The sequence below is a fragment of the Kribbella sp. NPDC051620 genome (assembly GCF_044453825.1).
Taxonomy (GTDB): domain Bacteria; phylum Actinomycetota; class Actinomycetes; order Propionibacteriales; family Kribbellaceae; genus Kribbella.
This window is the reverse complement of the sequence record NZ_JBITDB010000002.1, coordinates 680,005-705,233: the sequence shown is the minus strand read 5'-3', so window position 1 is coordinate 705,233 and position 25,229 is coordinate 680,005. Positions and strand designations below refer to the sequence as shown.

The following is a 25,229-nucleotide window of genomic DNA, read 5'->3' as shown; positions in this document are numbered from 1 at the left end:
AGGTGTGACAGGGCCCGGAACGGTAATCTCTGGGCCCGTGTCCACCCCAACCGCCGCAGGCGGAGCCGTTGCCTCGATCAGACCGCAACGGACCGTACCGGTCGGCCTCGCCGACCTGGCCCACATCGCCGGAGCCAAGGCCCCGACTGACCTCGCCGACGTCTCCGTGACCGGTGTGTCACTCGACTCCCGGTCGATCCACCCGGGCGACCTGTACGCCGCCCTGCCGGGCCTGGTGACGCACGGAGCCGCCTTCGCCGCCAACGCGCAGGCGGCCGGCGCTGTCGCAGTACTGACTGATCCGGCGGGGGAGGAGCGGGCGCGAGCCACTGGCCTGCCCGTGCTGGTGGTGGCCAAGCCACGCGACGTGCTCGGTGCCGTTGCCAGCCGCATCTACGGTGAGCCGACGAGCGAGCTGCATCTGCTGGGGATCACCGGCACGAACGGCAAGACGACGACCAGCTTCCTGCTCGACTCGGTGCTGAAGACTCTCGGCCGATCGGCGCTGATCGGCACGATCGAGACCCGGATCGGCGACGAGGCGGTCAAGAGCGCCCGGACGACGCCGGAAGCCACCGATCTGCAGGCGTTGTTCGCGGTGATGCGCGAGCAGGCCGTCGCCTGGTGCGCGATGGAGGTCTCCAGCCACGCGCTCGCGATGGGCCGGGTGGACGGCGCGCGGTTCGCGGTCGCCGGCTTCACCAACCTGACGCAGGATCACCTGGACTTCCACAAGACCTTCGAGGAGTACTTCGCCGCCAAGGCGTCGCTCTTCACCCCAGAACGCTGCGACCTGGCCGTGGTCAACATCGACGACGAGTACGGTCGCCGTCTCGCCGCGCAGACGGTTGTTCCGCTGGTGACCGTGTCGACCACCCGCGACGCGGACTGGACGGTCAGCAGCACGCATCAGTCCGAGCACGGCACGACCGTGATCGACATCCAAGGGCCGGACGAGGCGCTGACCGTCGAGATCGGGCTGCCTGGCGACTTCAACGTGGCGAACGCCCTGCTGGCGACGGTGATGCTGCGGCAGCTCGACGTACCGGCTGAGGCGATCGCTTCGGGGTTGCAGCACGCCGCAGTACCAGGCCGGATGGAGACCTTCAGCCGCGCCGATGGCCTCAGTGTGATCGTCGACTACGCGCACACTCCTGACGCGGTGGAGCTGGCTTTGAAGGCCGCCCGTACCGCCACCAAAGGCAGGTTGTTCGCCGTGGTCGGCTGCGGCGGCGACCGTGACCCCGGCAAGCGGCCCGCGATGGGTGCCGCGGCGGCCCGCGCGGCCGACGTCGTGATCGTCACCGACGACAACCCGCGCAGCGAGGACCCGGCAGCGATCCGCGCCGCGGCCATCGAAGGCGCGCGGGCAGCGGTCCCCGCCGTGGACCTGCAGGAAGTCGGCGACCGCCGGCAGGCGATCGCGACCGCGATCGGGCTGGCCGGCCCCGGTGACACCGTGGTGGTGCTGGGCAAAGGCCATGAGACCGGCCAGGACGTCGGCGGCGTGATCCACCCGTTCGACGATCGGCAGACCGTGCGCGAGCTGATCGCGGCGACCGGAGAGGCAGCAGTGTGATCCCCCTCAGTTGTGCCCAGATCGCGGAGGCAGTGGGCGGTGAGCTGGCCGGAGCGGATCCCGCCGCGATCGTCGACGGCAGCGTCGAGCGGGATTCCCGCGAGATCACCGCGGGCGGACTGTTCCTCGCCTTCGCCGGTGAGAAGGTCGACGGGCACGATTACGTCCCGGCGGTGACCGCTGCCGGCGCGACCGTCTCGATCACCACCCGGCCGGTCGAGGGCAGCCCGTGCATCGTCGTCGCCGACGTACAGACGGCGGTCGGCGAGCTTGCGAAGTACGTCATCTCGCAGCTGCCCGACCTGACCGTGATCGGTCTGACCGGCTCGCAGGGCAAGACCAGCACCAAGGACCTGATCGCCCAGTTGCTCGCGCCGTACGGCCCGACGGTGGCCGCGGTCGGCTCGATGAACAACGAGATCGGGCACCCGCTGACCTCGCTGAAGGCTGATCTGACCACCCGCTTCCTGGTGGCCGAGATGGGCGCCCGGCACGTCGGCGACATCACCTACCTGTGCCGGATCACGCCGCCGAAGGTCGGGCTGGTGCTCAACGTGGGCCACTCGCACATCGGTGAGTTCGGCAGCCAGGACGCGATCGCCGTCGCCAAGGGCGAGATGATCGAGGCCGTACTTCCGGGCGGCACCGCCGTACTCAACGCGGACGACCCACGCGTCGCCGCGATGGCCGCCCGGACGAGCGAGAAGGTCGTGCTGTGGGGCGATGCGCCGGAAGCGACCATCCGCTCGCTCGGGGTCGAGCTCGACCCACTGGGCCGGGCCGGTTTCACGCTGCAGATCGACGGTGAAGAGCACGGCGTACAGCTCCAGGTAGTGGGCGAGCATCAGGTCGCCAACGCGCTGGCCGCGGCTGCCGCGGTTCACGCCGTCGGGCTGACGCCGGCGCAGATCGCCGAGGGGCTGAGCACCGCTACGGCTGCCTCGAAGTGGCGGATGGAGGTGACCGAGCGCGCTGACGGCGTGACGATCATCAACGACGCGTACAACGCCAATCCCGAGTCCATGCGGGCGGCCCTCAAGGCACTGGTCGCGATCGGCCGGAGCCGCGCGGCGCAGGCCCCAGGGCAGGCCGGAACCGGCCGGACCTGGGCGGTCCTGGGCCCGATGGGTGAGCTGGGCGACAGCCACACCGAGGAACATGACGCAATCGGCCGGCTGGTGGTCCGGCTGGACGTGCAGCGGCTGCTGGTCGTCGGCGAGGGGGCCCGCCCGATCCACCTCGGCGCCTCGCTGGAAGGATCCTGGGGCAACGAGTCGGCGTACGTCGACAGTTTGGACGAGGCACTCGAGTTGCTTCGCAAGGAATTGCGGCAGGGAGACGTGGTGCTGGTGAAGGCGTCCCGATTCGTCGGGCTGGACCGGCTGGCGACCGCCCTGCTCGAGGAGGCTTCGCAGTGATCTCGATCCTGTTGGCCGGCGCCATCTCGATGGTGCTGACACTGGTCGGCACCCGCGGGGCGATCACCCTGCTGGCCCGCCGTGGGTACGGTCAGGAGATCCGCGACGACGGCCCGACCTCGCACCACACCAAGCGCGGCACGCCGACGATGGGCGGCACCGTCTTCATCGTCGCCACCATCGTGGGGTACTTCGCCGCGAAGATTTTCACCGGCCGGGCGCCGAGCGCGTCGGCGCTGCTGGTGCTGTTCCTGTTCGCCGGGATGGGCGCGGTCGGCTTCCTCGACGACTTCATCAAGATCTTCCGGCAGCGCAGCCTGGGCCTGCGAAGCAAGGCGAAACTGGCCGGCCAGACGATGGTCGCGGTCGCCTTCGCGGTCCTGGCCCTGCAGTTCCCCGACGAGCGCGGGCAGAAGCCGGCCTCGCCGTTCATCTCGTTCATCCGCGACATCGAGTGGCTGCACCTGCTGCCGGTCCTGGTCGTGATCTGGATCCTGCTGCTGATCGCCGGCATGTCGAACGGCGTCAACCTGGCCGACGGCCTGGACGGTCTGGCCACCGGCGCCTCGATGATGGTCTTCGGCGCGTACACGCTGATCTGCATCTGGCAGAACAACCAGAGCTGCGCGACCGCGCCGGGCTCGAAGTGTTACGAGATCCGCGATCCGCTCGATCTCGCGGTCGTCGCGGCCGCCCTCACCGGCGCGTTGTTCGGCTTCCTGTGGTGGAACGCGTCGCCGGCCAAGATCTTCATGGGCGACACCGGTTCGCTGTCGCTGGGTGGCGCGGTGGCCGGCTTCGCGGTGATGACCCGGACCGAGCTGCTGGTGCTGCTGCTGGGCGGCCTGTTCGTCATCATCACCGCCTCGGTGATCCTGCAGGTCAGCTGGTTCAAGATCACCAAGAAGACCGGCGGCGTCGGGAAACGGCTGTTCCGGATGGCGCCGCTGCAACACCACTTCGAGATGCTCGGCTGGGAACAGGTGAACGTGGTGATCCGGTTCTGGATCATCTCCGGCCTGTGCGTCGCGATGGGTCTCGGCTTGTTCTATGCGGAATGGGTGGCCGGATGAGCCTCACGACAAGGACCGACGACGGCTGGGCGACGACGCGATTCGTCGTACTGGGCTTCGGTACCGCGGGTTATGCCTGCGCTGACTCGTTGCTGCAGGCAGGTGCCGAGCACGTGACCGTGCTGGACGACCGCGACAACGAGGCGCTGCGCGAGAAGGCGCTGATCCTCGAGACGCTGGGCGCCGACATCAACCTCGGCGAAGGCAGTACCGCGGGACTGCCCGCCGATGTCGAGGTCGTCGTCACCTCGCCCGGCATCCCGCCCCACGCGCCGCTGCTCGCGACCGCCGTCGAGCGCGGGATCCCTGTCTGGAGTGAGATCGAGCTCGCCTGGCGCCTGCGCGATCCCGCCAACGCCGCGCCGTGGCTGTGCGTCACCGGTACCAACGGCAAGACCACGACGGTCCAGATGCTGACCTCGATCCTGACCGCCGCCGGTCACCGGGCAGTTGCCGCGGGCAACGTCGGGCTGCCGCTGCTGGAAGCCGTGATGGACCCCGAGCCGTACGACGTGATCGCGGTCGAGCTGTCCAGCTACCAGCTGCACTTCACCGACTCGATGTCGGCGCACTCGGCCGCCATCTTGAACATCGCGCCCGACCACGTCGACTGGCACGGCTCGATGGACGCCTACGCCACCGCGAAGGGCAAGATCTACCAGAACTGCCAGGTCGCCTGCGTCTACAACGTCGCCGACCCGGCGACCGAGCAGCTCGTCGAGGAAGCCGACGTGATCGAGGGCTGCCGCGCGATCGGCTTCACCCTCGGTACGCCGGCCATCTCGATGCTCGGCCTGGTCGACGATCTGCTGGTCGACCGCGCCTTCGTCGAACAACGGGCCAGCTCCGCGCTCGAGATCGCCAGCCTGGCCGACATCACGCCCGCCGCCCCGCACAACGTCGCGAACGCGCTCGCGGCCGCTGCCTTGGCACGAGCGTTCGGCGTACCGGCGTCAGCCGTCCGTGACGGGTTGCGGGTGTTCCGCCCGGACGCGCACCGGATCGCGACCGTCGGCGAGGTGGCCGGCGTCAACTACATCGACGATTCCAAGGCCACCAACCCGCATGCCGCCCAGGCCTCACTGCTCGCCTACGACCCGGTCGTGTGGATCGCCGGTGGGCAGGCGAAGGGCGCGACCTTCGACGAGCTGGTGATCGCTGCCAGGGAACGGTTGCGCGGCGTTGTGCTGCTCGGCCAGGACAAGGCCGTGATCGCCGAAGCACTTGCCCGACACGCGCCGGATGTCCCGGTGATCGTCGTGGAGGCAACGGACACTGGAGCCATGGAGACCGTGGTGGGGGAGGCGGCGAAGCTGGCACAGGTGGGGGACACCGTGCTGCTCGCGCCCGGCTGCGCTTCCTGGGACATGTTCGCCAACTATGGAGCCCGCGGAGACGCCTTCGCCGAAGCCGTACTGCGGCTGGGCGACAACTGATCCGGAGGTGATCGCATGACGACGATCACGGATCAGCCGGGCGGACGGTCGAAAGGCCAGGCCAAGGGGCAGTCCGAGGACAGGGCCGCGACGACCGAACGCCCGTGGCTGGCGGCGATCAAGGACGTGCTCGACCGGCCGCTGACGTCGTACCACATCCTGCTCGGCGCGACCGGGCTGCTGCTCGTGCTCGGGCTGCTGATGGTGCTGTCCGCGTCCAGCGTGCTGTCGTACCGGGCCAACCAGGGCAACCAGTACGCGATCTTCTACCGCCAGCTCATCTGGGTCGGGGTCGGTCTGCCGATGGCGTACGTCGCCTCGCGGATGACGCCGCGGCACTTCCGGATGCTGGCGTACATCGCGCTGCTCGGATCGGTCTTCATGCTCGTCCTGACCTACGTGCCGGGACTCGGCGTCGGCGTCAAGGGCAACACGAACTGGCTGAACCTGGGCGGGCCGCTGCAGTTGCAGCCGAGTGAGTTCGCCAAGCTCGCGCTGGTGATGTGGTGCGCGGATCTCTATGCCCGCAAGCAGAAACTGCTCACCCAGTGGAAGCACCTGCTGGTCCCGATGGTGCCGGTCTGCGGTCTGGTGATCGCGCTCGTGGTCGGCCAGCACGACCTCGGTACGGCGCTGGTCCTGATGGCCGTGATGATCGGGATGATCTGGATCGTCGGCGCGCCGACCCGGCTGTTCGTGGCGACGATCGTCGTGGTCGGCACGATCGCGGCGTACTTCGTCACCACCGCGCAGCACCGGATGGACCGGCTGCTCAACTTCACCAACCCGCTGGCCGACCCCGGCGGCGTCGGCTGGCAGGCGTACCACTCGTTCTACGCGCTCTCCACCGGTGGCTGGTGGGGGGTCGGGATCGGCAACAGCCGGCAGAAGTGGGGCAACCTGCCCGAGGCGCACACCGACTTCATCTTCTCGGTGATCGGTGAGGAGCTCGGGCTGATCGGCTCGCTCACCGTGCTGGCCCTGTTCCTGATGCTGGCCTACGTCGGCGTCCGGATCGCGACCCGCAATTCGGACCCCTTCGTCCGCTATGCGTCCGCCGGAATCACCGTCTGGCTGATGGCCCAGACGCTGGTCAACCTGGGCGCCGTGATCGGACTGCTACCCATCGTGGGTATCCCGCTCCCGCTTTTGTCGTACGGTGGGTCCGCACTGCTGCCGACGCTGATCGCGATCGGCATGTTGCTGTCCTTCGCGAAGGCCGAACCCGGCGCGCAGGCCGCCCTCAAGGAGATCCGGCGGCCCCGCTTCGGGTGGATGTCCTCGTGGCGCACACCTGGCCGTACTGGCCGTGAGAACACGCGGGAGCGTTGAAAGCTGTGCCGAGCATCGTCCTGGCCGGTGGGGGAACCGCCGGCCATACTTCCCCCCTGATCGCTACCGCCGACGCCTTGCGCCGGATCGACCCGACGGTCGAGATCATCGCCCTCGGGACCGAGCGCGGACTCGAGGTCCGGGTCGTGCCCGAGGCCGGGTACCGGCTCGAACTGATTCCGCCCGTCCCGTTGCCGCGCAAGCCCACGCCGGCCCTGTTCGCCGTACCGGGCAAGATGCTCAGCTCGGTCAGCGCGGCCCGCAAGGTGCTCGACGAGGCCAAGGCGGACGTCTTGGTCGGCTTCGGCGGGTACGTGTCCACCCCGGCGTACGTCGCTGCCTGGCGCCGCAAGACGCCGATCGTGGTGCACGAGGGCAACGCGACCCCGGGGATCGCGAACAAGTTCGCCGCCCGCTACTGCACCGAGAACGTGATCACGTCCTTCCCCGGCACGGACCTGCCGCACGCCCAGTACGTCGGGCTGCCGATCCGCCGGGCCATCTCGACGCTTGACCGGGCCGCGCTGCGGGCCGAGGCGCGCGAGTTCTTCGGGCTCGACCCGGAGGCGCCGACCGTCTTCGTCACCGGCGGCTCGCAGGGCGCCCGGCAGTTGAACGAGGCGTTCGGCGGCGCCGCGGCCGACCTGCTTGCCGCAGGGGTACAGGTGATCCATGCGATCGGCTCGAAGAACAGCCTCGAGGTCGCCCAGACCGGGCCCTATCCGTACCGGGTGCTCAACTACATCGACCGGATGGACTACGCCTACGCGGCCGCCGACCTGGTCGTCTGCCGCTCGGGTGCGAACGCTGTGACCGAGGCGTCCGGCGTGGGTCTGCCGGCCATCTACGTTCCGTTGCCGCACGGCAACGGTGAGCAGCGCCAGAACGCCAAGGCCGTGGTCGAGGCGGGCGGCGGTCTGCTCGTGGACAACGCCGAGGTCACCCCGGACTGGGTTCGCGCGACCGTTCCGCAACTTCTGCACGACCGGGCGCGTCTGACAGCCATGTCCACTGCTGCCCAAGGCCTGATCAAGCTCGACGCCGACGACCGGTTGGCGCGGATCATCCTCGATGTGGTGAGGTCTGCTTCGTGATCGTCACCGCACCTGACAGCCATCTGCCCGCCGAGAAGCTCGGCCGGGTGCACTTCATCGGCATCGGCGGCGCCGGCATGTCCGGGATCGCCCGGATCATGGCCGCCCGCGGCATCGAGGTCTCCGGTTCGGACGGCAAGGACAGCAAGGTGCTCGGCGCCCTGCGGGCCCTCGGCGCGACCTGCTGGGTCGGCCACGCCGCCGAGCACGTCGCCGAGGTGGACACCGTCGTCGTCTCCACCGCGATCCGCGAGGACAACCCCGAGGTCGTCGCCGCGCGCGCCGCGGGCATCCCGATCCTGCCGCGTGCGGCCGCACTGGCGTCCGTCATGGTCGGCCGACGGACGATCGCGGTGGCCGGTACGCACGGCAAGACGACCACGACGTCGATGCTGACGGTCGCGTTGCAGCACTGCGGCGCGGACCCTTCGTACGCGATCGGCGGGAACCTGAACGAGTCCGGCTCGAACGCCCACGACGGCAACGGCGACCTGTTCGTCGCGGAGGCCGACGAGTCCGACAAGTCCTTCCTGACCTACAGCCCCGAGGTGTCGATCGTCACGTCGGTCGAGCCCGATCACCTGGACAACTACGGCGACGAGGCCAGCTACCGGCTCGCCTTCGAGCAGTTCTGCGACCGCGTGCTCCCCGGCGGCTTCATGGTCGTCTGCTACGACGACGCCGGTGCGCGGCGGCTGGTCGAGTTCGCCCGCGGCAAGGGGATCGACGTACGGACGTACGGCGAGTCGCCCGATGCGGACACCCAGGTGACCGAGCTGGTCGCGAGCGGATCGACGCAGGCCTTGTCCTACGTGCCGGTGTTCCACGGCCGCAAGCTGCCGGTGGTCAACCTGCAGCAGGCCGGCAAGCACAACGCGCTGAACTCGGCGGCGGCACTGACCGTTGGACTCGGGCTGGGCTTCTCCGCCGCGGACCTGGCCGAGGGGCTGGCTGCTTTCACCGGGACCGGTCGGCGATTCGAGTTCAAGGGTCAGGAGGACGGCGTCCGCGTCTTCGACTCGTACGCGCATCATCCGACCGAGATCGCCGTCGACCTGACCGCTGCCCGGACCATGGCGGGGGAGGGGCGCGTGATCGCCTGTTTCCAGCCGCACCTGTTCAGCCGGACCAGGATCTTCGCGACCGACTTCTCCGAGGCGCTCGCGCTGGCCGACGAGGTCGTCGTGATGGACATCTTCGCGGCCCGGGAGGACCCCGAGCCCGGTATCACCGGTGCGCTGATCGCCAACCACATCCCGTTGAAGCCTGACCAGGTCCGGTTCGAGCCGTCCTGGTCGGCCGTACCGCAACTGCTCGCGGACCTGGCCGAGCCGGGCGACCTGGTGGTTACTGCAGGTGCCGGCGACGTCACGCTGATCGGACCTGAGGTGCTCAGCCTGCTGGCCGATCGGGCGGCGCACGCGGCGGCCGCGGAGTGATCCGGTGGTGAGCGGGGGATGAGTCAGAGCACTGACCTTGCCCGGGCACAGGAGCGGTTCGCGCGCCGGCAGCGGTTGGTGCGCTGGCGCGGCTGGTTGCCCTGGGCGGCCGGCGGCCTGGTCGTCCTGCTCGCCGGAGTGATCGGCTGGTTGTTCTACTTCTCGTCAGTGCTCGCGGTCTCCGGGGTGAAGGTGGCCGGCGCCGATACGGTGCCGGTGGCAACCATCACCCAGGTCGCCGCGGCACCGCTGGGAACGCCGCTGGCCAAGGTCGACCTGACCGCGATCGCGGACCGGGTGCGGACGATCCAGTCGGTCGCTGACGCGCAGGTCACCAGGTCCTGGCCGAACCAGCTCAAGATCGTGGTGACCGAGCGGGTGCCGGTGGTGGTGGTCACCGACGGCAGCAACTTCGAGCTGGTCGACGCGACCGGGGTGGCCTTCAAGACCGTGCCGGCCCGGCCGGAGGGTCTGCCCGAGGCGCTGGTGGTCGGGGCCCGGCGCGAAGTCACGATCAGTTCGGTGGTGAAGGTTTCGGCGGCTCTGCCGGAGACGTTGCGGGCGCAGGTGCAGTCGATCTCGGCCGCTTCGCCGGACTCGATCACCCTCAACCTGGGGTCCAAGGTGAAGGTGGTCTGGGGCAGCGCCGATGACAGTGAGCGAAAGGCCGAAGTACTCAGCGTGCTGATGAAGCGGGACGCGAAGGTCTACGACGTCTCGGCGCCCGATCTCCCTGTCACCAAAGGGGAAAAGAAGTGACCGTGCCCACATCGGGCACACATCGTGGTACGGGCGGCGAGGCGCGTGGACATTGCCGGAGCGTCTCCCGTAGCGTTCGAAGGAATCTAGGGTTGACAGAACTCTAATCATGTACTTGAGGTAAAGGCTTTTCTGCCGCCGAAGCGATCGGCGGACGGGAGGGTCCGAGGCAGGCGCAGCTCGGACGGCCAACTGGCCATAACGGGAACAGAACGAGGCGAGAGGCGCGGACGTGGCGGCACCGCAGAACTATTTGGCACTCATCAAGGTCGTCGGCATCGGCGGAGGCGGCGTCAACGCCGTCAACCGGATGATCGAGCACGGTCTGAAGGGCGTTGAGTTCATCGCCATCAACACCGACGCCCAGGCGCTGTTGATGAGCGACGCGGACGTCAAGCTCGACATCGGCCGGGAGGAGACCCGGGGCCTCGGCGCCGGCGCGAACCCGGCGATCGGGCAGAAGGCCGCCGAGGACCACGCGGAGGAGATCGAGGAGGCGCTGAAGGGCGCCGACATGGTCTTCGTCACCGCGGGTGAGGGCGGCGGTACCGGCACCGGCGGCGCGCCGGTGGTGTCGCGGATCGCGCGTTCACTCGGGGCGCTGACGATCGGTGTCGTCACCCGGCCGTTCTCCTTCGAGGGCAAGCGCCGGGCGACTCAGGCCGAAGACGGCATCGCCGCGCTCCGTGAAGAAGTCGACACCCTGATAGTCATTCCGAATGACCGCCTCCTCACCATCTCCGACCGCGCCGTCTCCGTACTGGACGCCTTCAAGCAGGCCGACCAGGTGCTGCTGCAGGGTGTCTCCGGTATCACCGACCTGATCACCACCCCCGGCCTGATCAACGTCGACTTCGCCGACGTCAAGGCCGTGATGTCCAACGCGGGCTCGGCGCTGATGGGCATCGGCTCGTCCCGCGGCGAGGACCGCGCGGTGGCGGCGGCCGAGGCGGCCATCTCGTCTCCGTTGCTGGAGGCAAGCATCGAGGGCGCGCACGGCGTGCTGCTGTCGATCGCGGGCGGCTCCGACCTGGGGCTGTTCGAGATCAACGAGGCGGCCCAGCTGGTCTCGGAGTCGGCGCACACCGACGCGAACATCATCTTCGGCGCGGTGATCGACGACGCGCTCGGCGACGAGGTCCGGGTGACCGTGATCGCGGCCGGCTTCGACGGCGGGATGCCGAAGCGGCGCGAGCAGGCGATGAACCAGGCCCGCCCGCAGAACAAGCTCCCGGCCGCCGGCGGAGACGTCGCCACCCAGGGCGTTCCGCGCGCCACGCAGCAGGAGGCACAGGCGCAGGCACAGCAGCCGGCCAATCAGCCCCCGCCGTACGGCACGCCGCCGGCCAACACCTCGGCTCCTGCTGAGCAGTTCGGCCAGAACCCCGGCGGCCAGAACAGCGGCGGTCAGAACACCGGTGGCCAGGGCGCTGGTCAGGCTGGCGGGCAGGCTGCTGGCCAAGGGTCTGCCGGGCAGGTTGCTGCCGGGCAGGGGTCCGCAGGCCAGGGTGGGTTCGGGCAGGGCGCGGCCGCAGGGTCGCCTGCGCCGAGCTACCAGCCGCCGGCGGGGACGCCGACGGACGACACGGTGCCGGTGCCGAACACGGACCAGCAGCGGGGCACCACGCACTCGGCCCGTCCGCAGGGTGGCGAGCCGGTCCGTACCGCGCAGCCGACCTCCCAGCCGTCGAACCAGCCGCCGGTCCCGCACACCCCCGCGCCGACTCAGCACTCCTGGCCGACCACGGGCCCGTCGAACGCACCGTCCTCCCAGCCGGCTCCGCAGCGTCAGCCGCGCAAGCCCGACAACGACGAGGACGACCTCGACATCCCGGACTTCTTGAAGTAGACCGACAGCTTGTGGTGCACCGGGTCGGTGCCGGCGATCAGCCGGTGCCGGCCCGGTTTCAGTTGGGCGGGGTCGGCTCGGGCTGTTGGGGGCGGTAGACCGAGACGACGACGCCGTAGCGGGCCTCGCCGCGGCCTGCGTCGGCCAGGTCGTGGACGATGCTGGACAAGCGGTCCTGGAGTTCCTCGGCTTGGGCTTCGGTCAGCCGGATGTTGCGCAGGTTGAGCATCGGCCGGCCGGTCGACGACTGCAGTTCGGCCGCTGCCGCTTGCAGGGCGATCGCTGAGTTCGCGCGTTCGCCCTCGCCGGTGAAGTCGAACAGTTTCGCCGCGCGGCGGTAGTACTGCTCCGTCCCGCCGCGCACCTGGCGGGTCTCGACGACCCGGACCATCCCGGCGTCTCGCAGTACGCCGAGATGGTGCGCGACGTTGCCCTTCGCAGTACCGAGTGAGGTCGCGAGCTGGCTGATCGTCGCCGCCTCCTGCCCGAGCGCGAACAGCAGTCTGTGCCGCAGTGGATGCCCCAGCGCCTTGAACTGCTCCGCGGTGGAGATCTCCAGCCGGTCCGCCATCTCGTCGGTCATGAATCAAGCGTCAAGGGTTCTTGACGCTTTGTCAATCCGGGTGCTTGACTCCTCGGCATGCGCACAGACGAGGTCACCCACCTGATCGACCGGCTCGCCACCCTGGTCAGCGAGCTCTACGTTTTCCCCGAGGCCGGAGCCGGGATCGCCACCCGCCTGAAAGCGGCCGCGGCGGACGGGCGGTACGACGCACTCGCCGAGCCCGAGGAACTGGCGGCGAGGGTGACGGCGGACCTGCAGGAGGGCAACAACGATCGCCACCTGCGGCTGAAGTTCCACGTCGACGAGGTGGTCGACGAGACCGATCCGGTCGCCGAGGAGCTGGCCTGGCGGCGTCGTGCCGAGCTCTCCGCCGGCGGGATGGCCCGGGTGGAGCGCCTGCCCGGCAACATTGGTCTACTCGAGATCCAGCCGCTGCTGTTCGATCCCAGCCAGGCCGGCGCGGCGGTGAGCGCCGCCATGTCGTTGCTGTCAGCAACCGATGCGCTGCTGATCGACCTGCGTCGGTGCCTGGGTGGATCGCCCGACATGGTCGCGTTCGTCTGCAGCCATCTGTTCGACGGGGAGCCGGTTCACCTGAACGACCTGGTCACTCCCGCGGACGGGACCGTCCGGCAGTTCTGGACCATTCCGCACCTTCCTGGCCCGCGCTTCGGCGGTACGAAGCCGATCTGGGTGCTCACCAGTTCGACCACCTTCTCCGGCGGCGAAGAACTCACCTACGACCTCCAGCAACTCGGCCGCGCCAAGGTGATCGGCGAACGCACTGGCGGTGGCGCCCACCCACGCGACGGGTTCAAGTTGCATGCCCACCTGGAGGCGACCATCCCGGTCCAGCGCGCGATCAACCCCATCTCCCTGACCAACTGGGAGGGCGTCGGCGTCATCCCCGACCTCGAACTCCCAGCCAGCGAAGCCTTCCCCGAGGCCTACCGCCAAGCCCTCGACCACGTCCTCGCCCTCCCTGCCGACCCAGCCCGCCGAGCCCTGACCGAAGAGGCGCGCGAAGCACTCGCCGCACTCACTCCCGCCGACAGATAGCCTTGACATGTGTTCGGTTATGACGAGGTTTTCGACGGTGTCCGCTTCGCCTTCACCGATCGGTTCGGGGGAGCGAGCCAACCGCCGTACGGGGAACTGAACCTGGGGAGTGCGCAGGGGGACGAGGCGTCGGCGATCGCCGAGAACTTCCGGCTGATCGCGACCGAGTTCGGGGTCGCGCCGGAGCGGGTGATCCGGGTCAACCAGATCCACGGCCCCGACGTCCACGTCGTCGGGCCCGGGGACACCGCGATCGATCCACGCCCGCGAGCCGACGCGATGGTGACCACCCAGTCCGATGTCGCGCTCTGCGTCCGCGCCGCCGACTGCCTCCCGGTCCTGCTCGCTGACCAGACCAACGGCGTGATCGGCGCTGCCCACTCCGGACGCAAGGGCCTGTATGTCGGCGTGGTACCAGCCACAGTCGAGGCCATGCGCGCCCTCGGGGCCGAGCACATCACCGCGGTGCTCGGTCCGTACGCCTGCGGCAAGTGCTACGAAGTCCCCGACGAAATGCGCGCCGAGGTCGCCGAACGCGTACCGGCCTCGTACGCCGAGACGAGCTGGGGCACCCCGTCGATCGACGTCGCGGCCGGTGTCGCGGCCCAGCTGGCCGAGCTCGACTGCACCGTCATCAAGGCGACCGCCTGCACAATCGAGTCGGAGAACCTCTACTCGTACCGCCGCGAAGGCCCCGTCAGCGGCCGGATGGCCGGCCTGGTCAGGCTTCCCTCGAGATCGGCGACCTCGAGACTGGCAACCGCATGACCGGCACCCGCGAGGAGGAGCTCAGCGCCAACGTCAAGGCGGTGCGGGAGCGGATCCAGGCGGCCTGTGTGGCGGCCGGGAGGCCCGAGGGGTCGGTCACCCTCGTCGGGATCACGAAAACCTTCCCGATCAGCGACGTACGGGCGCTGGCGGCGCTCGGAGTACAGGATCTGGGCGAGAACCGGGAGCAGGAACTCAAGGTCAAGGCGCCCGACTGTCAGGACGTCACCTGGCATTTCGTCGGCCAGTTGCAGTCCAACAAGGCGCGTTCGGTCGCCCGCCACGCCTCGGTGGTGCATTCGGTCGACCGGTCGCCGCTTGTGACGGCACTGTCCCGGGCCGCGGTCGATGAAGGCCGGGTACTGCGCTGCCTGCTGCAGGTGAGCCTGGCGGAGTACGGGCGGGACGAGGTGGCGACCGGGATGAGCCGGGGTGGCGTCGCGCCGGCCGACGTACCGGCGCTGGCCGCGGAGGTCGCGGCGGCGGACGGTCTGGAGCTCGGTGGCGTGATGGCCGTGGCGCCGCTCGGATCCGACCCGGACGAGGCGTTCGCCGCCCTGGAAGCCGTAGCGTCCCGGCTACGCTCCGAACATCCGGGCGCGGACTGGATCTCCGCCGGGATGAGCGGCGATCTGGAGGCCGCGATCAGGCGTGGGGCGACACACGTTCGGCTCGGGCGCGCATTACTCGGTACACGTCCTCCACTGGGCTAGTGTCGACATCGAGACTCGACACGAAGGGCTGGAGGGCCATGAGCGGCGCGTTGCGCAAGATGGGTGTGTACCTCGGCTTGGTCGAGGACGGCGAGCGGTACAACGCGCGCTATGACGACGAGTATGACGACGGCTACGACGACGAGTACGACGAAGAAGCCGTCGACGGGGAGACCGACGAGACCGCACCGGTGCCGGATCGGCGCACCGAGCCGGTCGCAGCGGGGCAGGTCGGAACGGTCAGCAAGTTCCCAGATCGACGTGGCGTCACCGCATCATCCCCGGAGGTTACCGAGTTGGCCCGCATCACCACCGTGCACCCGCGCAGCTACAACGAGGCGCGCGTGATCGGTGAGCACTTCCGTGACGGCACGCCCGTCATCATGAACCTGACCGAGATGGACCACGCGGACGCCAAGCGGCTGGTGGACTTCGCCGCCGGGCTGATCTTCTGCTGCCGTGGCTCGATCGAGCGGATCACCACCAAGGTCTTCCTGGTCTGTCCGCCGAACGTGACGCTGGCCGCGGAGGAGAAGGAAAAGATCGCCGCCGACGGGTTCTACAACCAGAGCTGAGGACGTGGCTTCGGCCGTCTTCTACACTCGTGTCTGACATGGATGCTCTCGTGCTCGTCCTCGGTGTTCTCTACTACGTGCTGCTCGCCTTCTTCCTGGCGCTGGTGGCGCGGTTCGTTCTGAGCCTGATCGTGATGTTCGCGCCGCAGTGGCACCCGAAAGGGCCGCTGCTGTTGCTGTTCGAGCTGATCTACTCGGTCACCGATCCGTTTCTCCGGCCGCTGCGCCGGATCCTGCCGCCGATCGGCGCGGGGGGCATCCGGGTCGACCTGTCGATGCTGATGTTGTTCGTCCTCGTCTCGCTGGCGATGTCGATCAACTCCACCGCGATCCGGTCCATCTGAGCCGTGACGACAAGCGTGAGGATGCGACCAGCTGGGTAGGAGCCGCCCGGAAACACCGACCATGGGGACCGTTATCGCCCGCCCGGATTCCGCCAGAACACAACGAAGCGATAACGTGATCTACTGAGTCGCCGAGGTCCAGGCCACGACGACTCCGCCAAGACACAGACAAACGAGGTGAAAGATGCCGCTGACGCCGGATGACGTCCGCTCGAAGCAGTTCACGCCCGTCCGATTGCGGGAGGGCTACGACGTCACTGAGGTCGACTCCTTCCTCGACGAGGTCGAAGCCGAGCTCGAGCGACTTCTCGCCGAGAACGAGGAGCTGCGGGCCAAGCTCGCCGCGGCCCAGCGTGCCGGCAGTGGGCAGGACCGACCGGTGGTCGACCAGACCGCCGCCCTGCCGCCTGTCGTGCAGCAGCCCAAGCCGGCCCCCGTGGTCGTCGAGAAGCCCAAGGAAGAGCCGCCGCCAGTCGTCGCTCCGGTTGTAGCCGCCGCGGGGGCTGCTGCGGCAGCAGGAACCGTCGGCGACGCCTCCAGCTCCGCCGTGCGGCTGCTGGAGATGGCCACCAAGCACTCCGACGACCTGGTCCAGGAGGCGAAGGACACCGCCGACAAGATCATCGGCGAGGCCCGCGCCAAGGCCGAGCGGCTGGAGAACGAGGCACGCGGCAAGGCCGACCGGATGACCGGTGAGGCTCGCGCCCGCGCCGAGAAGCTCGACGGTGAGATCGCCGAGCGTCGCGCTCAGATGCTCGGCACGCTGGAGAAGCAGAAGGGTCAGCTCGAGCGCACCATCGACGACCTGCACGCGTACGAGCGTGAGTACCGCAGCCGCCTGAAGACGTACTTCACCGAGCAGCTCAAGGCGCTCGGCAACGGCGACGACACGCTCAGCCCGCGCAACGGCTTCCGCCCGGAGGCCCGCGCCCAGGCTCACGGCCACGGCGTTTAAGCACTACCTGTAGCGATGTAGTACCTGGTCTTCGGCGTGACTAGGGGCGGTGCTAATCCGGCAGCACCGCCTCTTTGTCATGTCCGGACTTTTCTGACTCAGGGTTGTTCTCTCGTGACTAAGGGTCCCCACTGCCGGCCGCCGGAAGCTCCGGCCGGTCAAGGGGACCTTTGTCATTTCCGGCGCTGTCTCGGCGGCGAGACGATTTCGCGCCGCCGCCGCCCGGCCGGCAGCGCGGCGGGTCACCCCGCCGCGCTGAACCGTCAGGCCCTGGTGAGCCAGTAGGTCAGGCCGAGGTCGTCCTCGGCGCCAGTGGTGAGGGCGTCTGCCGCCGGCGGTGCCGAGACGGTCAGGCTCGTCGCCAGCACCTCGCGAGAGATCTCGTCGGCGTGCTTGCCGAGGGCATCGGACAGTTCCGAGTCGGTGCTGGTGAGCCAGACGATGATGCGGTCGGAGACCTCGAGGCCGGAGTTCTTGCGGGCCTCCTGCAACGTCCGTACCACCTCGCGGGCGAGACCTGCCTGCTTCAGTTCGGGCGTGATCTCGAGGTCGAGGGCAACGGTCTCGCCCTGCTCGTTCACCACCGACCAGCCTTCCCGCGGCCGCTCCGACAGCAGAACCTCGTCGGCGCTTACCTGGACCTCTTCGCCGTCGACCAGCACGGTCGCCGTATCCGAGGCCTTGAGAGCCGCGGCCAGCCCGGCTGCGTCGGCAGCGGCGATCGCGGCTGCGATGACCGGGGTCTGCTTGGCGAAGCGCTTGCCGAGCTCGCGGAAGTTGCCCTTGGCCGAGTAGTCGATGAGATCTTCACCGGCCGAGGACAGCGGGGCGACGGTACCGACGTTGAGTTCTTCGGCGATCTCGCGGAGGAGTTCGTCGTCCAGGTCGGCGATCGCGGCCGACCCGACCAGCGCGCGGCCGAGCGGCTGCCGGGTACGGACCTTCGCCTCGGCCCGCGCCGACCGGCCCAGCTCGACGACCCGCCGGGCCATCGACACGTGCGTCGCCAGCCGGTCGTCGATCAGCGTCTCGTCGTACGACGGGAAAGCGGCAAGGTGCACCGATTCGGCCAGCCCCGGCGTGACCGGGCGGAACACGTCCTGCCAGACCCGCTCGGTGACGAACGGGGTCAGCGGCGCCATCAGCCGCGTCAGCACGTCGAGGGTCTCGTGCAGCGTGGCCAGCGCGCCGGCGTCGCCCGCCCAGAAGCGGCGGCGGGAGCGGCGGACGTACCAGTTGGACAGCACGTCGACGAACTGGCTGATCAGCGCCCCGAGCTTCTGCGTGTCGTACGCCGCGTACGCCTCGTCGGTGTCGCGGACCAGCCGGTGCGTCTCGCTGACCAGCCACCGGTCGAGCACCGAGCGCTCGGCCACCGGAGGAGCGGCGGCCGTCGGCGACCAGTCGGCCAACCGTGCGTACAGGGCATGGAAGGCAGCCGTGTTCCAGTAGGTCAGCATGACCTTGCGGACGATCTCGTTGAGTACGTTCGGCCCGATGCCGCGCGCTTTCCAGGGCGAGCCGGAGCAGGCCATGAACCAGCGCACCGCGTCCGCGCTGTGGTTGTCCATCAGCGGGATCGGCTCGAGGATGTTGCCCAGGTGCTTGGACATCTTCCGGCCGTCCTCGGCCAGGATGTGCCCGAGGCAGACGACGTTGCGGTACGACGACTCGTCGAAGACCAGCGTGCCGATCGCCATCAGCGTGTAGAACCAGCCCCGGGTCTGGTCGATCGCCTCGGAGATGAAGTCCGCCGGGTACGACTTCTTGAACTTCTCCTGCGACCCCTCGGCCCACGGGTAGCCCCACTGGGCGAACGGCATCGCGCCCGAGTCGTACCAGGCGTCGATCACCTCGGCCACCCGGGTCGACTCCTCGCCACAGGTCGGGCAGGCGAAGGTGATGTCGTCGACGAACGGCCGGTGCGGGTCGGTAGCGCTCAGATCGCGCCCGGCCAGCTCACCGAGCTCGGCCAGTGACCCGACGCAGACCTGGTGGTCGTCGGCGCAGCGCCAGATCGGCAGCGGCGTACCCCAGAAGCGGGAGCGGGAGACGGCCCAGTCGATGTTGTTGCGCAGCCAGTCGCCGTACCGGCCCCACTTGACCGAGTCCGGGTACCAGTTGGTCTTCTCGTTCTCCCGGAGCAGCGCGTCCTTCACCTGGGTGGTGCGGATGTACCAGGACGGCAGCGCGTAGTACATGACCGGGGTGTGGCAGCGCCAGCAGTGCGGGTAGGGGTGCTCGTAGGGCACGTGCTTGAACAGGACGCCGCGATCGCGCAGGTCGTTGACCAGGTCCTCGTCGGCCTTCTTGAAGAACTGCCCGCCGACCAGCGGTACGTCGGCCTTGAAGGTGCCGTCGGACTCGACCGGGTTGACCACCGGGAGGTTGTAGGCCCGGCTGACGAGGAGGTCGTCGGCACCGAACGCAGGAGCCTGGTGCACCAGACCAGTACCGTCCTCAGTGGTCACGTAGTCGGCCAGTACTACGTAATGCGCCGCGTCGGTGAACTCCACCAGCTCGAACGGCCGCTGGTACGTCCAGTGCTCCATGTCACGTCCGACGTACCGGTCGGTGACGGTCCAGCCCTCGCCCAGTGCGCTCACCAGCGGCTCAGCCACGACTAGTGACTCGCTGCCGTCGGTGGCGACCACGTAGTCGACATCTGGGTGCACAGCGACGGCCGTGTTGGACACGAGCGTCCAGGGAGTGGTCGTCCAGACCAGGAGCGACGCCTTGCCGGCCAACGGGCCAGAGGTGAGCGGGAAGCGGACATAGACCGAGGGGTCGATGACTGTCTCGTAGCCCTGCGCCAGCTCGTGGTCGGACAGGCCGGTGCCGCAGCGGGGGCAGTACGGGGTGATCCGGTAGTCCTCGACCAGCTGACCCTTGTCGTGGATCTGCTTGAGCGACCACCAGACCGACTGCACGTACTCCGGGTCCATCGTCCGGTACGGGTGCTCCATGTCCACCCAGTAGCCCATCCGGGTGGTCAGGTCGGCGAAGGCGTCGACGTGGCGCAGTACCGACTCGCGGCACTTGGCGTTGAACTCGGCGATCCCGAAGGCCTCGATGTCCTTCTTGCCGCTGAACCCGAGCTCCTTCTCCACCGCGACCTCGACCGGCAGGCCGTGGCAGTCCCAGCCGGCCTTGCGCTCGACCGAGAAGCCCTTCATCGTCCGGTAGCGCGGGAAGACGTCCTTGAAGACGCGCGCCTCGATGTGGTGCGTGCCGGGCATGCCGTTGGCGGTCGGCGGGCCCTCGAAGAAGGTCCACGGCTCGCCACCGGCCGTCTGCTGGAGGCTCTTCGCGAAGGTGTCCTGCTCGTCCCAGTGCGCGAGCACGTCACGCTCGATCGCCGGCAGATCGACCTGGGCAGGGATCTGGAGCCATCCGTTGGTGGTGGGGTTGTCCGCCATGTCCTTCGTTTCCTTCGTCGAGCGTCGTGCTTGCCGGACGAAGGGACGAGGCGCCGGCGTCGTCGCCGGGCTCCGCGGTACCACCCTCCTTGGCCGGTCCCTGGGGGACCTGCCCACTTCGTTACGCTCCGCTGCCGGTTCTACTGAGTCCGTGAAGGACCGTTCTTCCGGCGGCTCCGGGGTGATCGTCCCATCACTGCCTTGCGGTCTGCCGAGCCAGTGTACGACTCCGTACCATCCGGCTACGAATCGTTAATCACTGGTCAAGCCGGACTCCGTCCCTGACAATGCTCGTGCGGGCGCTGAGACCGGCCCGAAACTGAAGCAACTGCTTGGCTGAACCAGGTCCGAAACGCGGCTGTGACGCGCGGAACATCGAGTGAGCTTGAAGAACCGACTACCGTATGTCCACGGTCTGCGCGTCGGGCTGGCACGTGGCCTTCACGTGACCTACTGTCTTGCGACCAGTCCGCTTCAGTCTCCGACGAAGGCAGGGGGTAGTCGACCATGGCTACATCGGCTCCGAAGAAGTCCGCCCCCAGACGTCCTGCCGCGGCCAAGAAGAGCGCCGCGAAATCCGCCGAGCCGGCGGCCACGAAAGCACCGGCCCAACCGCCTTCAGCGACGAAGGCCCCTGCCAAGCAGACTCCGACGAAGAGGGTGGCCATGAAGACGAACGAGAACCGCAGTCCCGCGACTGCACCGGCCAAGGTGCCTGCGAAGAAGGCCGAGAACTTCACCGTCAAGGACGGCGAGACGCCGTGGACCGCGGCCGAGATGGAAGAGCTCCGGGGTGAGCTCGAGGCCGACGCGGTGCACCTGAAGGAGGAGATCCGCGACGCCGAGCAGGAGATCGTCGGACTGCTCCGCGACGGTGGCGACGGGGCCGGCAACGACCAGGCCGACGTCGGGTCGACGACGCTGGAGCGCGACCACGAGATGTCGCTGGCCCGGAACGCGAGCGACATGCTCGACCAGATCGAGCGGGCGCTGTCCCGGATCGACGACGGCACCTACGGCGTCTGCGAGAGCTGCGGCAACGCGATCGGCAAGGGGCGGTTGCAGGCGTTCCCGCGTGCGACACTGTGCGTGTCATGCAAAGAACGCGAAGAACGCCGCTGAGCGACCAAACCCCGTCCCACCTGCCAGGGGACGAGACCCCGAAGACCGAACCGGCCGACCTCGAGTCGGCCGGTTCCTCCTCGTCACCCTCCCGCCGCCTGATCGGGTTGTTCGCGGTGGTGGGTTTGCTGGTGCTCGGGCTGGATCAGCTGACCAAGGTGCTGGCTCTGCACCATCTGACGCCGGGTGAGCCGGTGAATGTGGTGGGGAGTCTGCTGAAGTTCAACCTGATCCGGAATCCGGGAGCGGCTTTCAGTTTGGGGTCGAACCTGACGCCGGTGATCAGTGCGATTCAGATCATCGTGGCGGTCGGGGTGGTGTACCTGTCGCGCAAGCTCGGGTCGATCGGGTGGGCGGTGGCGTTCGGGCTGTTGTTCGGTGGGGCGATCGGGAACATCACCGATCGGGTCTTCCGGGAGCCGTCGCCGTTCCACGGGCATGTGGTCGACTTTCTGCAGACGCCGCACTGGGCGATCTTCAACGTCGCCGACATGGCAGTGACCTCCGCGGCGATCCTGCTGGTGATCCAGACCTTGCGCGGAATCCGGCTCGATGGCAGTAAAGACGTGGGGAAGAAATGAGCGGCGACGCACGCACGGTGATGGTTCCGGACGGGCTTGCCGGTGAGCGGCTCGACGCCGCGCTGTCCCGGCTGTTCGGGGTCTCCCGGACCAAGGCCGCCGAGATGATCGAGTCCGGCCTGGTCCAGCTGGACGGCTCTCCAGCACTCAAGTCGGCCCGCGTCTCCGCCGGCGTCATGCTCGACGTCGAGCTCCCAGCGCCACCCGGTGAGATCAGCGTCGTACCGGAGACCGTCGACAACCTGCGGATCGTGCACGACGACGACGAGATCATCGTCGTCGACAAGCCGGTCGGAGTCGCCGCCCACCCGTCACCGGGCTGGACCGGCCCGACCGTGATCGGCCATCTCGCCGGAGCCGGCTTCAGCATCTCCACCAGCGGCGCGGCCGAGCGCAAGGGCATCGTCCACCGCCTCGACGTCGGTACGTCGGGCCTGATGGTGGTCGCCAAGACGGAGTACAGCTACACCGTGCTCAAGCGCGCCTTCAAGGAGCGCACCGTCAAGAAGATCTACCACGCGCTGGTACAAGGTCACCCCGACCCGTTCACCGGCACCGTCGACGCCCCGATCGACCGGCACCCGCACCACGACTACAAGTTCGGCGTCGTAGCGGGCGGCAAGCCGAGCGTGACGCACTACGAGACGCTCGAGGCGTTCCGCTTCGCCACCCTGCTCGAGATCACCCTGGAGACCGGCCGGACGCACCAGATCCGCGTCCACATGTCCGCCATCGGCCACCCCTGCGCCGGCGACCTCACCTACGGCGCCGACCCGGTCCTGGCCGAACGCCTCGAGCTCTCCCGCCAATGGCTGCACGCCATGCGCCTCGGCTTCACCCACCCGGGCAGCGGCGAGTACGTCGAGTACACCTCGAACTACCCCGACGACCTCGACAACGCCCTGAACAAACTCGCCGCCGACCAGTGACTCAGGCGGGCCTGCGGCCCTGGACCACCAGGTACTCCGCGGGCGCACCGCTGACGTAGAGGCTCGCCATTTCCGCGCGGGCCTCCTCCCAGCGCCCCTGCTGCTCGAGCATTCCGCGCAGCATGATCAGGGGACCGAAGTGGTCGGCGGTCCAGTCGATCGCCGCGTCCGGTGAGTCGAACGGCGCGAGCGGTACCGTTTCGCGGGCGAATTCCAGGGTGATCCCGGTTCCCGCGAAGAGCTCCCGGACGTAGCCCTCGTCGCCCCACGACAACGGCGGCCGGGCGAACGGCGGAGGCGGCGGCGCGTACGAGCCGAGCTTGCGGAAGAAGGTGCCCTGCAAGCCTTCGGGGGTCCAGGCCGTGCAGGCGAAGCGCCCGCCTGGACGTAGTACGCGGACGAGCTCGCGCGCTGCCACCTCGTGGCGCGGCGCGAACATCAGGCCGAACGTCGAGAGCGCGACGTCGAAGCTCTCGTCGGCGCAAGGCAGGTCCTCCGCGTCGCCCTCGATCCACTCGATCTCGACCCCGGCCTCGGCCGCCAGCGCGCGACCCGCGACGAACAGTTCCGGCGTGAGGTCCACCCCGACGACCCGGCCACCCGCCGAGGCGGCCCTGAGGGCGGCGTTCCCGGTGCCACAGGCGATGTCGAGAACGTCCTCGCCGGCGCCGATACCCACCCGCTTGACGAGCCGCTCTCCAACCTCCCACAGGGTCAGCTTCGCCACCGCCGGAAAGTCCCCGGCCGCCCAGCTCGCTCGCGCATGCTGCTTCATCTCCGCCAGTCCCGGTACTGCCTGCGTCGTCATGTCCGTCCCCTTCGCCAGGTGTACTGCCAACGTAGGAATTCCTGACCTCGAGTGCATGAGGCGAACTCCTCATGACAGAGCAGACGGCGCGGATCACGCTCGGGATATGACAGACAACTCGGTACGGCGGATGACCGCGCTTGGGGGTGCCGCCATCGCGGGGCAACTGCTGTTCGTCGGGGGCTGGCTGGTCGTCGGGATGGTCGAGGGAGATGGCTACTCGGCGGGACGGCACGATGTCAGCGACCTCGGCGCCCTCACTGCTCACCACGCGACTGCCTCTCGCCTCACCGAGGGGATCGGTGGCGCGCTGACGATCGCGTTCGCAGTACTGGTACTGCGGCCGTGCCTGCGCTCCGCCGGCCGGTCCGGTGTTGTCGGCGCCTGGTTGGTCGCTGCGTCGTTGCCCGCGTTCGACACGATGAGCGATGCCTTCTTCCGGCTCGACTGCCGGGCCGCCGATGCCGGTTGCACGGCGGCCCAGGCGACTGCGTCATGGCATGCCAAGGCGCATCTGCTTTGCTTCGGGGCCGCTGCGCTGGCAACTGTCGTTGCGCCGTTCGTCCTCTCGCGGGCAATGCGAAGGGTCGATGGCTGGCAGGACCTCGCCGGGCCAGCCCGGACCTTCGGGATCGTCGTGATCGCGGCGCTGGCCGTGACGGGCCTGTCCACCGGTACTGCGTTGCAGGGCTGGACGCAGCGGGGAGCGATCCTCCTGGTCGCGTGCGGCATCTCGTCGCTCGCCTGGCGAGTCCTGCGACTCGAAAGCCGGCCACTCAGAGCAGCCAGGCTAGTGGCGGGACGCTAGGGATGCGGAGCGGGTTGCTGGGGTTGGGGTTCGAAGCTGCCGACCAGGCCGTGTTGGGTTGCGAACAGGGTCGCGGCGGCCCGGCTGCCGACACCGAGCTTGGTGTAGACGTGCTCGACGTGGTTCGACACCGTCTTCGGGGTGACGCCGAGCTGACGGGCGATCTGCTTGTTCGCCTGGCCGCGGGCCAGCAGCGCGAGTACCTCGACCTCCCGGGCGGTGAGGCCGGCAGGGTGTTCGGGCCGGGTCGCCGTGCGATGACCGGCCGCCTGAAGTACAGCGCTCGCCGCGTCACCGTCGAGGCGCCCGCTGCGGACCTCGGAGCGAAGCTGCGCCACCGCCTCTTCGCCGGTCAGCGCGGGCCGATGCGGGCGAGGCTCGGTCATCGCGTGGTAGACGTCCGCCGCCGCGAGGAGCCGGTCGGCCGGCGTCAGCGAGGCCGCGGTCAAGCCCCGCGGATAGCCCGAACCGTCGAGCCGCTCGTGATGACGCGCAGCGATCTCGCGACTGTGCGCGAGCGCCGGGATCCGGAGCAGCATCTTGTCGGTGAGGTAGGGGTGCTGGTGGATCCGCTCCCGCTCGACGTCGCTGAGTGGCCCGCCTT

General features: G+C 68.8%; 22 protein-coding genes and 1 pseudogene. 19 read left to right on the top strand and 4 right to left on the bottom strand.

What is annotated here, in order from left to right; genetic code table 11:
* The first annotated feature begins 37 nt into the window (after nucleotides 1–37).
* From ACIA12_RS10495 to ftsZ, 9 genes and pseudogenes are all read left to right on the top strand, one after another.
* Nucleotides 38–1,579, top strand: coding sequence for a UDP-N-acetylmuramoyl-L-alanyl-D-glutamate--2,6-diaminopimelate ligase (locus ACIA12_RS10495; protein WP_396366646.1), 1,542 nt, complete (start codon nucleotides 38–40; stop codon nucleotides 1,577–1,579).
* Nucleotides 1,576–2,997, top strand: coding sequence for a UDP-N-acetylmuramoyl-tripeptide--D-alanyl-D-alanine ligase (gene murF / locus ACIA12_RS10490; RefSeq protein ID WP_396366645.1), 1,422 nt, complete (start codon nucleotides 1,576–1,578; stop codon nucleotides 2,995–2,997). Before ACIA12_RS10495 ends, murF begins: the two co-directional genes overlap by 4 nt.
* Nucleotides 2,994–4,070: a phospho-N-acetylmuramoyl-pentapeptide-transferase gene (mraY, locus tag ACIA12_RS10485; RefSeq protein WP_343968505.1), complete on the top strand. Its 1,077-nt coding sequence runs from the start codon at nucleotides 2,994–2,996 to the stop codon at nucleotides 4,068–4,070. The genes murF and mraY overlap by 4 nt, the downstream gene beginning before the upstream one ends.
* The gene (gene murD / locus ACIA12_RS10480; RefSeq protein WP_396366644.1) at nucleotides 4,067–5,506 is read left to right on the top strand and encodes a UDP-N-acetylmuramoyl-L-alanine--D-glutamate ligase; all 1,440 of its coding nucleotides are present in this window, start codon (nucleotides 4,067–4,069) and stop codon (nucleotides 5,504–5,506) included. Before mraY ends, murD begins: the two co-directional genes overlap by 4 nt.
* A gap of 15 nt (nucleotides 5,507–5,521) precedes the next feature.
* A complete protein-coding gene (gene ftsW / locus ACIA12_RS10475; RefSeq protein ID WP_396366643.1) occupies nucleotides 5,522–6,838 on the top strand; it encodes a putative lipid II flippase FtsW in 1,317 nt (438 codons plus the stop codon).
* A gap of 5 nt (nucleotides 6,839–6,843) precedes the next feature.
* A complete protein-coding gene (gene murG, locus ACIA12_RS10470) occupies nucleotides 6,844–7,932 on the top strand; it encodes an undecaprenyldiphospho-muramoylpentapeptide beta-N-acetylglucosaminyltransferase (RefSeq protein ID WP_396366642.1) in 1,089 nt (362 codons plus the stop codon).
* Nucleotides 7,929–9,371 (top strand): UDP-N-acetylmuramate--L-alanine ligase, encoded by a 1,443-nt coding sequence (murC, locus tag ACIA12_RS10465; protein ID WP_396366641.1) that lies wholly within the window; start codon nucleotides 7,929–7,931, stop codon nucleotides 9,369–9,371. Before murG ends, murC begins: the two co-directional genes overlap by 4 nt.
* 18 nt (nucleotides 9,372–9,389) lie before the next feature.
* Nucleotides 9,390–10,130 carry a cell division protein FtsQ/DivIB gene (locus tag ACIA12_RS10460; RefSeq protein ID WP_396366640.1) on the top strand — a complete coding sequence of 247 codons (741 nt, stop codon included), beginning with the start codon at nucleotides 9,390–9,392 and terminating at the stop codon, nucleotides 10,128–10,130.
* Nucleotides 10,131–10,362: 232 nt separating this feature from the next.
* Nucleotides 10,363–11,308: pseudogene (gene ftsZ / locus ACIA12_RS10455) on the top strand (cell division protein FtsZ); the annotation flags it as partial.
* Between the two features lie 729 nt (nucleotides 11,309–12,037).
* Here ftsZ and ACIA12_RS10450 read toward each other — a convergent pair.
* Nucleotides 12,038–12,562 carry an ArsR/SmtB family transcription factor gene (locus ACIA12_RS10450; RefSeq protein ID WP_396366639.1) on the bottom strand — a complete coding sequence of 175 codons (525 nt, stop codon included), beginning with the start codon at nucleotides 12,560–12,562 and terminating at the stop codon, nucleotides 12,038–12,040.
* Nucleotides 12,563–12,619: 57 nt separating this feature from the next.
* Here ACIA12_RS10450 and ACIA12_RS10445 point away from each other — a divergent pair, with 57 nt between their 5' ends.
* The 6 genes from ACIA12_RS10445 to ACIA12_RS10420 all read left to right on the top strand — a co-directional run bounded on the left by ACIA12_RS10445 (nucleotide 12,620) and on the right by ACIA12_RS10420 (nucleotide 16,958).
* Entirely contained in the window at nucleotides 12,620–13,603 is a 984-nt protein-coding gene (locus tag ACIA12_RS10445) for a S41 family peptidase (protein ID WP_396366638.1), read from the top strand.
* A gap of 9 nt (nucleotides 13,604–13,612) precedes the next feature.
* Nucleotides 13,613–14,371 (top strand): peptidoglycan editing factor PgeF, encoded by a 759-nt coding sequence (gene pgeF, locus ACIA12_RS10440; RefSeq protein ID WP_396366637.1) that lies wholly within the window; start codon nucleotides 13,613–13,615, stop codon nucleotides 14,369–14,371.
* The gene (locus tag ACIA12_RS10435; protein WP_396366636.1) at nucleotides 14,368–15,084 is read left to right on the top strand and encodes a YggS family pyridoxal phosphate-dependent enzyme; all 717 of its coding nucleotides are present in this window, start codon (nucleotides 14,368–14,370) and stop codon (nucleotides 15,082–15,084) included. Before pgeF ends, ACIA12_RS10435 begins: the two co-directional genes overlap by 4 nt.
* A 38-nt stretch (nucleotides 15,085–15,122) precedes the next feature.
* Nucleotides 15,123–15,659 (top strand): cell division protein SepF, encoded by a 537-nt coding sequence (locus ACIA12_RS10430; protein WP_396366635.1) that lies wholly within the window; start codon nucleotides 15,123–15,125, stop codon nucleotides 15,657–15,659.
* A 38-nt stretch (nucleotides 15,660–15,697) separates the two neighbouring features.
* Entirely contained in the window at nucleotides 15,698–16,003 is a 306-nt protein-coding gene (locus tag ACIA12_RS10425; protein WP_396366634.1) for a YggT family protein, read from the top strand.
* Nucleotides 16,004–16,187: 184 nt separating this feature from the next.
* Nucleotides 16,188–16,958: a DivIVA domain-containing protein gene (locus ACIA12_RS10420; protein WP_343968484.1), complete on the top strand. Its 771-nt coding sequence runs from the start codon at nucleotides 16,188–16,190 to the stop codon at nucleotides 16,956–16,958.
* Nucleotides 16,959–17,221: 263 nt separating this feature from the next.
* On the opposite strand, the gene ileS is transcribed toward ACIA12_RS10420, so the two are convergent.
* Nucleotides 17,222–20,377 (bottom strand): isoleucine--tRNA ligase, encoded by a 3,156-nt coding sequence (gene ileS, locus ACIA12_RS10415; RefSeq protein ID WP_396366633.1) that lies wholly within the window; start codon nucleotides 20,375–20,377, stop codon nucleotides 17,222–17,224.
* Between the two features lie 666 nt (nucleotides 20,378–21,043).
* Between ileS and ACIA12_RS10410 the strand changes: the two genes are divergently transcribed.
* From ACIA12_RS10410 to ACIA12_RS10400, 3 genes are read left to right on the top strand one after another with little or no spacing between them, the layout of a single operon-like run.
* The gene (locus ACIA12_RS10410) at nucleotides 21,044–21,499 is read left to right on the top strand and encodes a TraR/DksA family transcriptional regulator (RefSeq protein WP_396366632.1); all 456 of its coding nucleotides are present in this window, start codon (nucleotides 21,044–21,046) and stop codon (nucleotides 21,497–21,499) included.
* Nucleotides 21,472–22,080 (top strand): signal peptidase II, encoded by a 609-nt coding sequence (lspA, locus tag ACIA12_RS10405; protein WP_396366631.1) that lies wholly within the window; start codon nucleotides 21,472–21,474, stop codon nucleotides 22,078–22,080. The genes ACIA12_RS10410 and lspA overlap by 28 nt, the downstream gene beginning before the upstream one ends.
* Nucleotides 22,077–23,009, top strand: a complete 933-nt coding sequence (locus ACIA12_RS10400) for an RluA family pseudouridine synthase (RefSeq protein ID WP_396366629.1) — start codon at nucleotides 22,077–22,079, stop codon at nucleotides 23,007–23,009. The genes lspA and ACIA12_RS10400 overlap by 4 nt, the downstream gene beginning before the upstream one ends.
* A gap of 1 nt (nucleotide 23,010) precedes the next feature.
* On the opposite strand, the gene ACIA12_RS10395 is transcribed toward ACIA12_RS10400, so the two are convergent.
* Nucleotides 23,011–23,817: a class I SAM-dependent methyltransferase gene (locus ACIA12_RS10395; RefSeq protein WP_396366628.1), complete on the bottom strand. Its 807-nt coding sequence runs from the start codon at nucleotides 23,815–23,817 to the stop codon at nucleotides 23,011–23,013.
* 106 nt (nucleotides 23,818–23,923) lie between these two features.
* Between ACIA12_RS10395 and ACIA12_RS10390 the strand changes: the two genes are divergently transcribed.
* Nucleotides 23,924–24,625: a DUF998 domain-containing protein gene (locus ACIA12_RS10390; protein ID WP_396366627.1), complete on the top strand. Its 702-nt coding sequence runs from the start codon at nucleotides 23,924–23,926 to the stop codon at nucleotides 24,623–24,625.
* Here the strand turns inward: ACIA12_RS10390 and ACIA12_RS10385 are convergent.
* The gene (locus tag ACIA12_RS10385; protein ID WP_396367154.1) at nucleotides 24,622–25,194 is read right to left on the bottom strand and encodes an HD domain-containing phosphohydrolase; all 573 of its coding nucleotides are present in this window, start codon (nucleotides 25,192–25,194) and stop codon (nucleotides 24,622–24,624) included. The two genes, ACIA12_RS10390 and ACIA12_RS10385, sit on opposite strands and share 4 nt — an antisense overlap.
* Nucleotides 25,195–25,229: the final 35 nt, after the last annotated feature.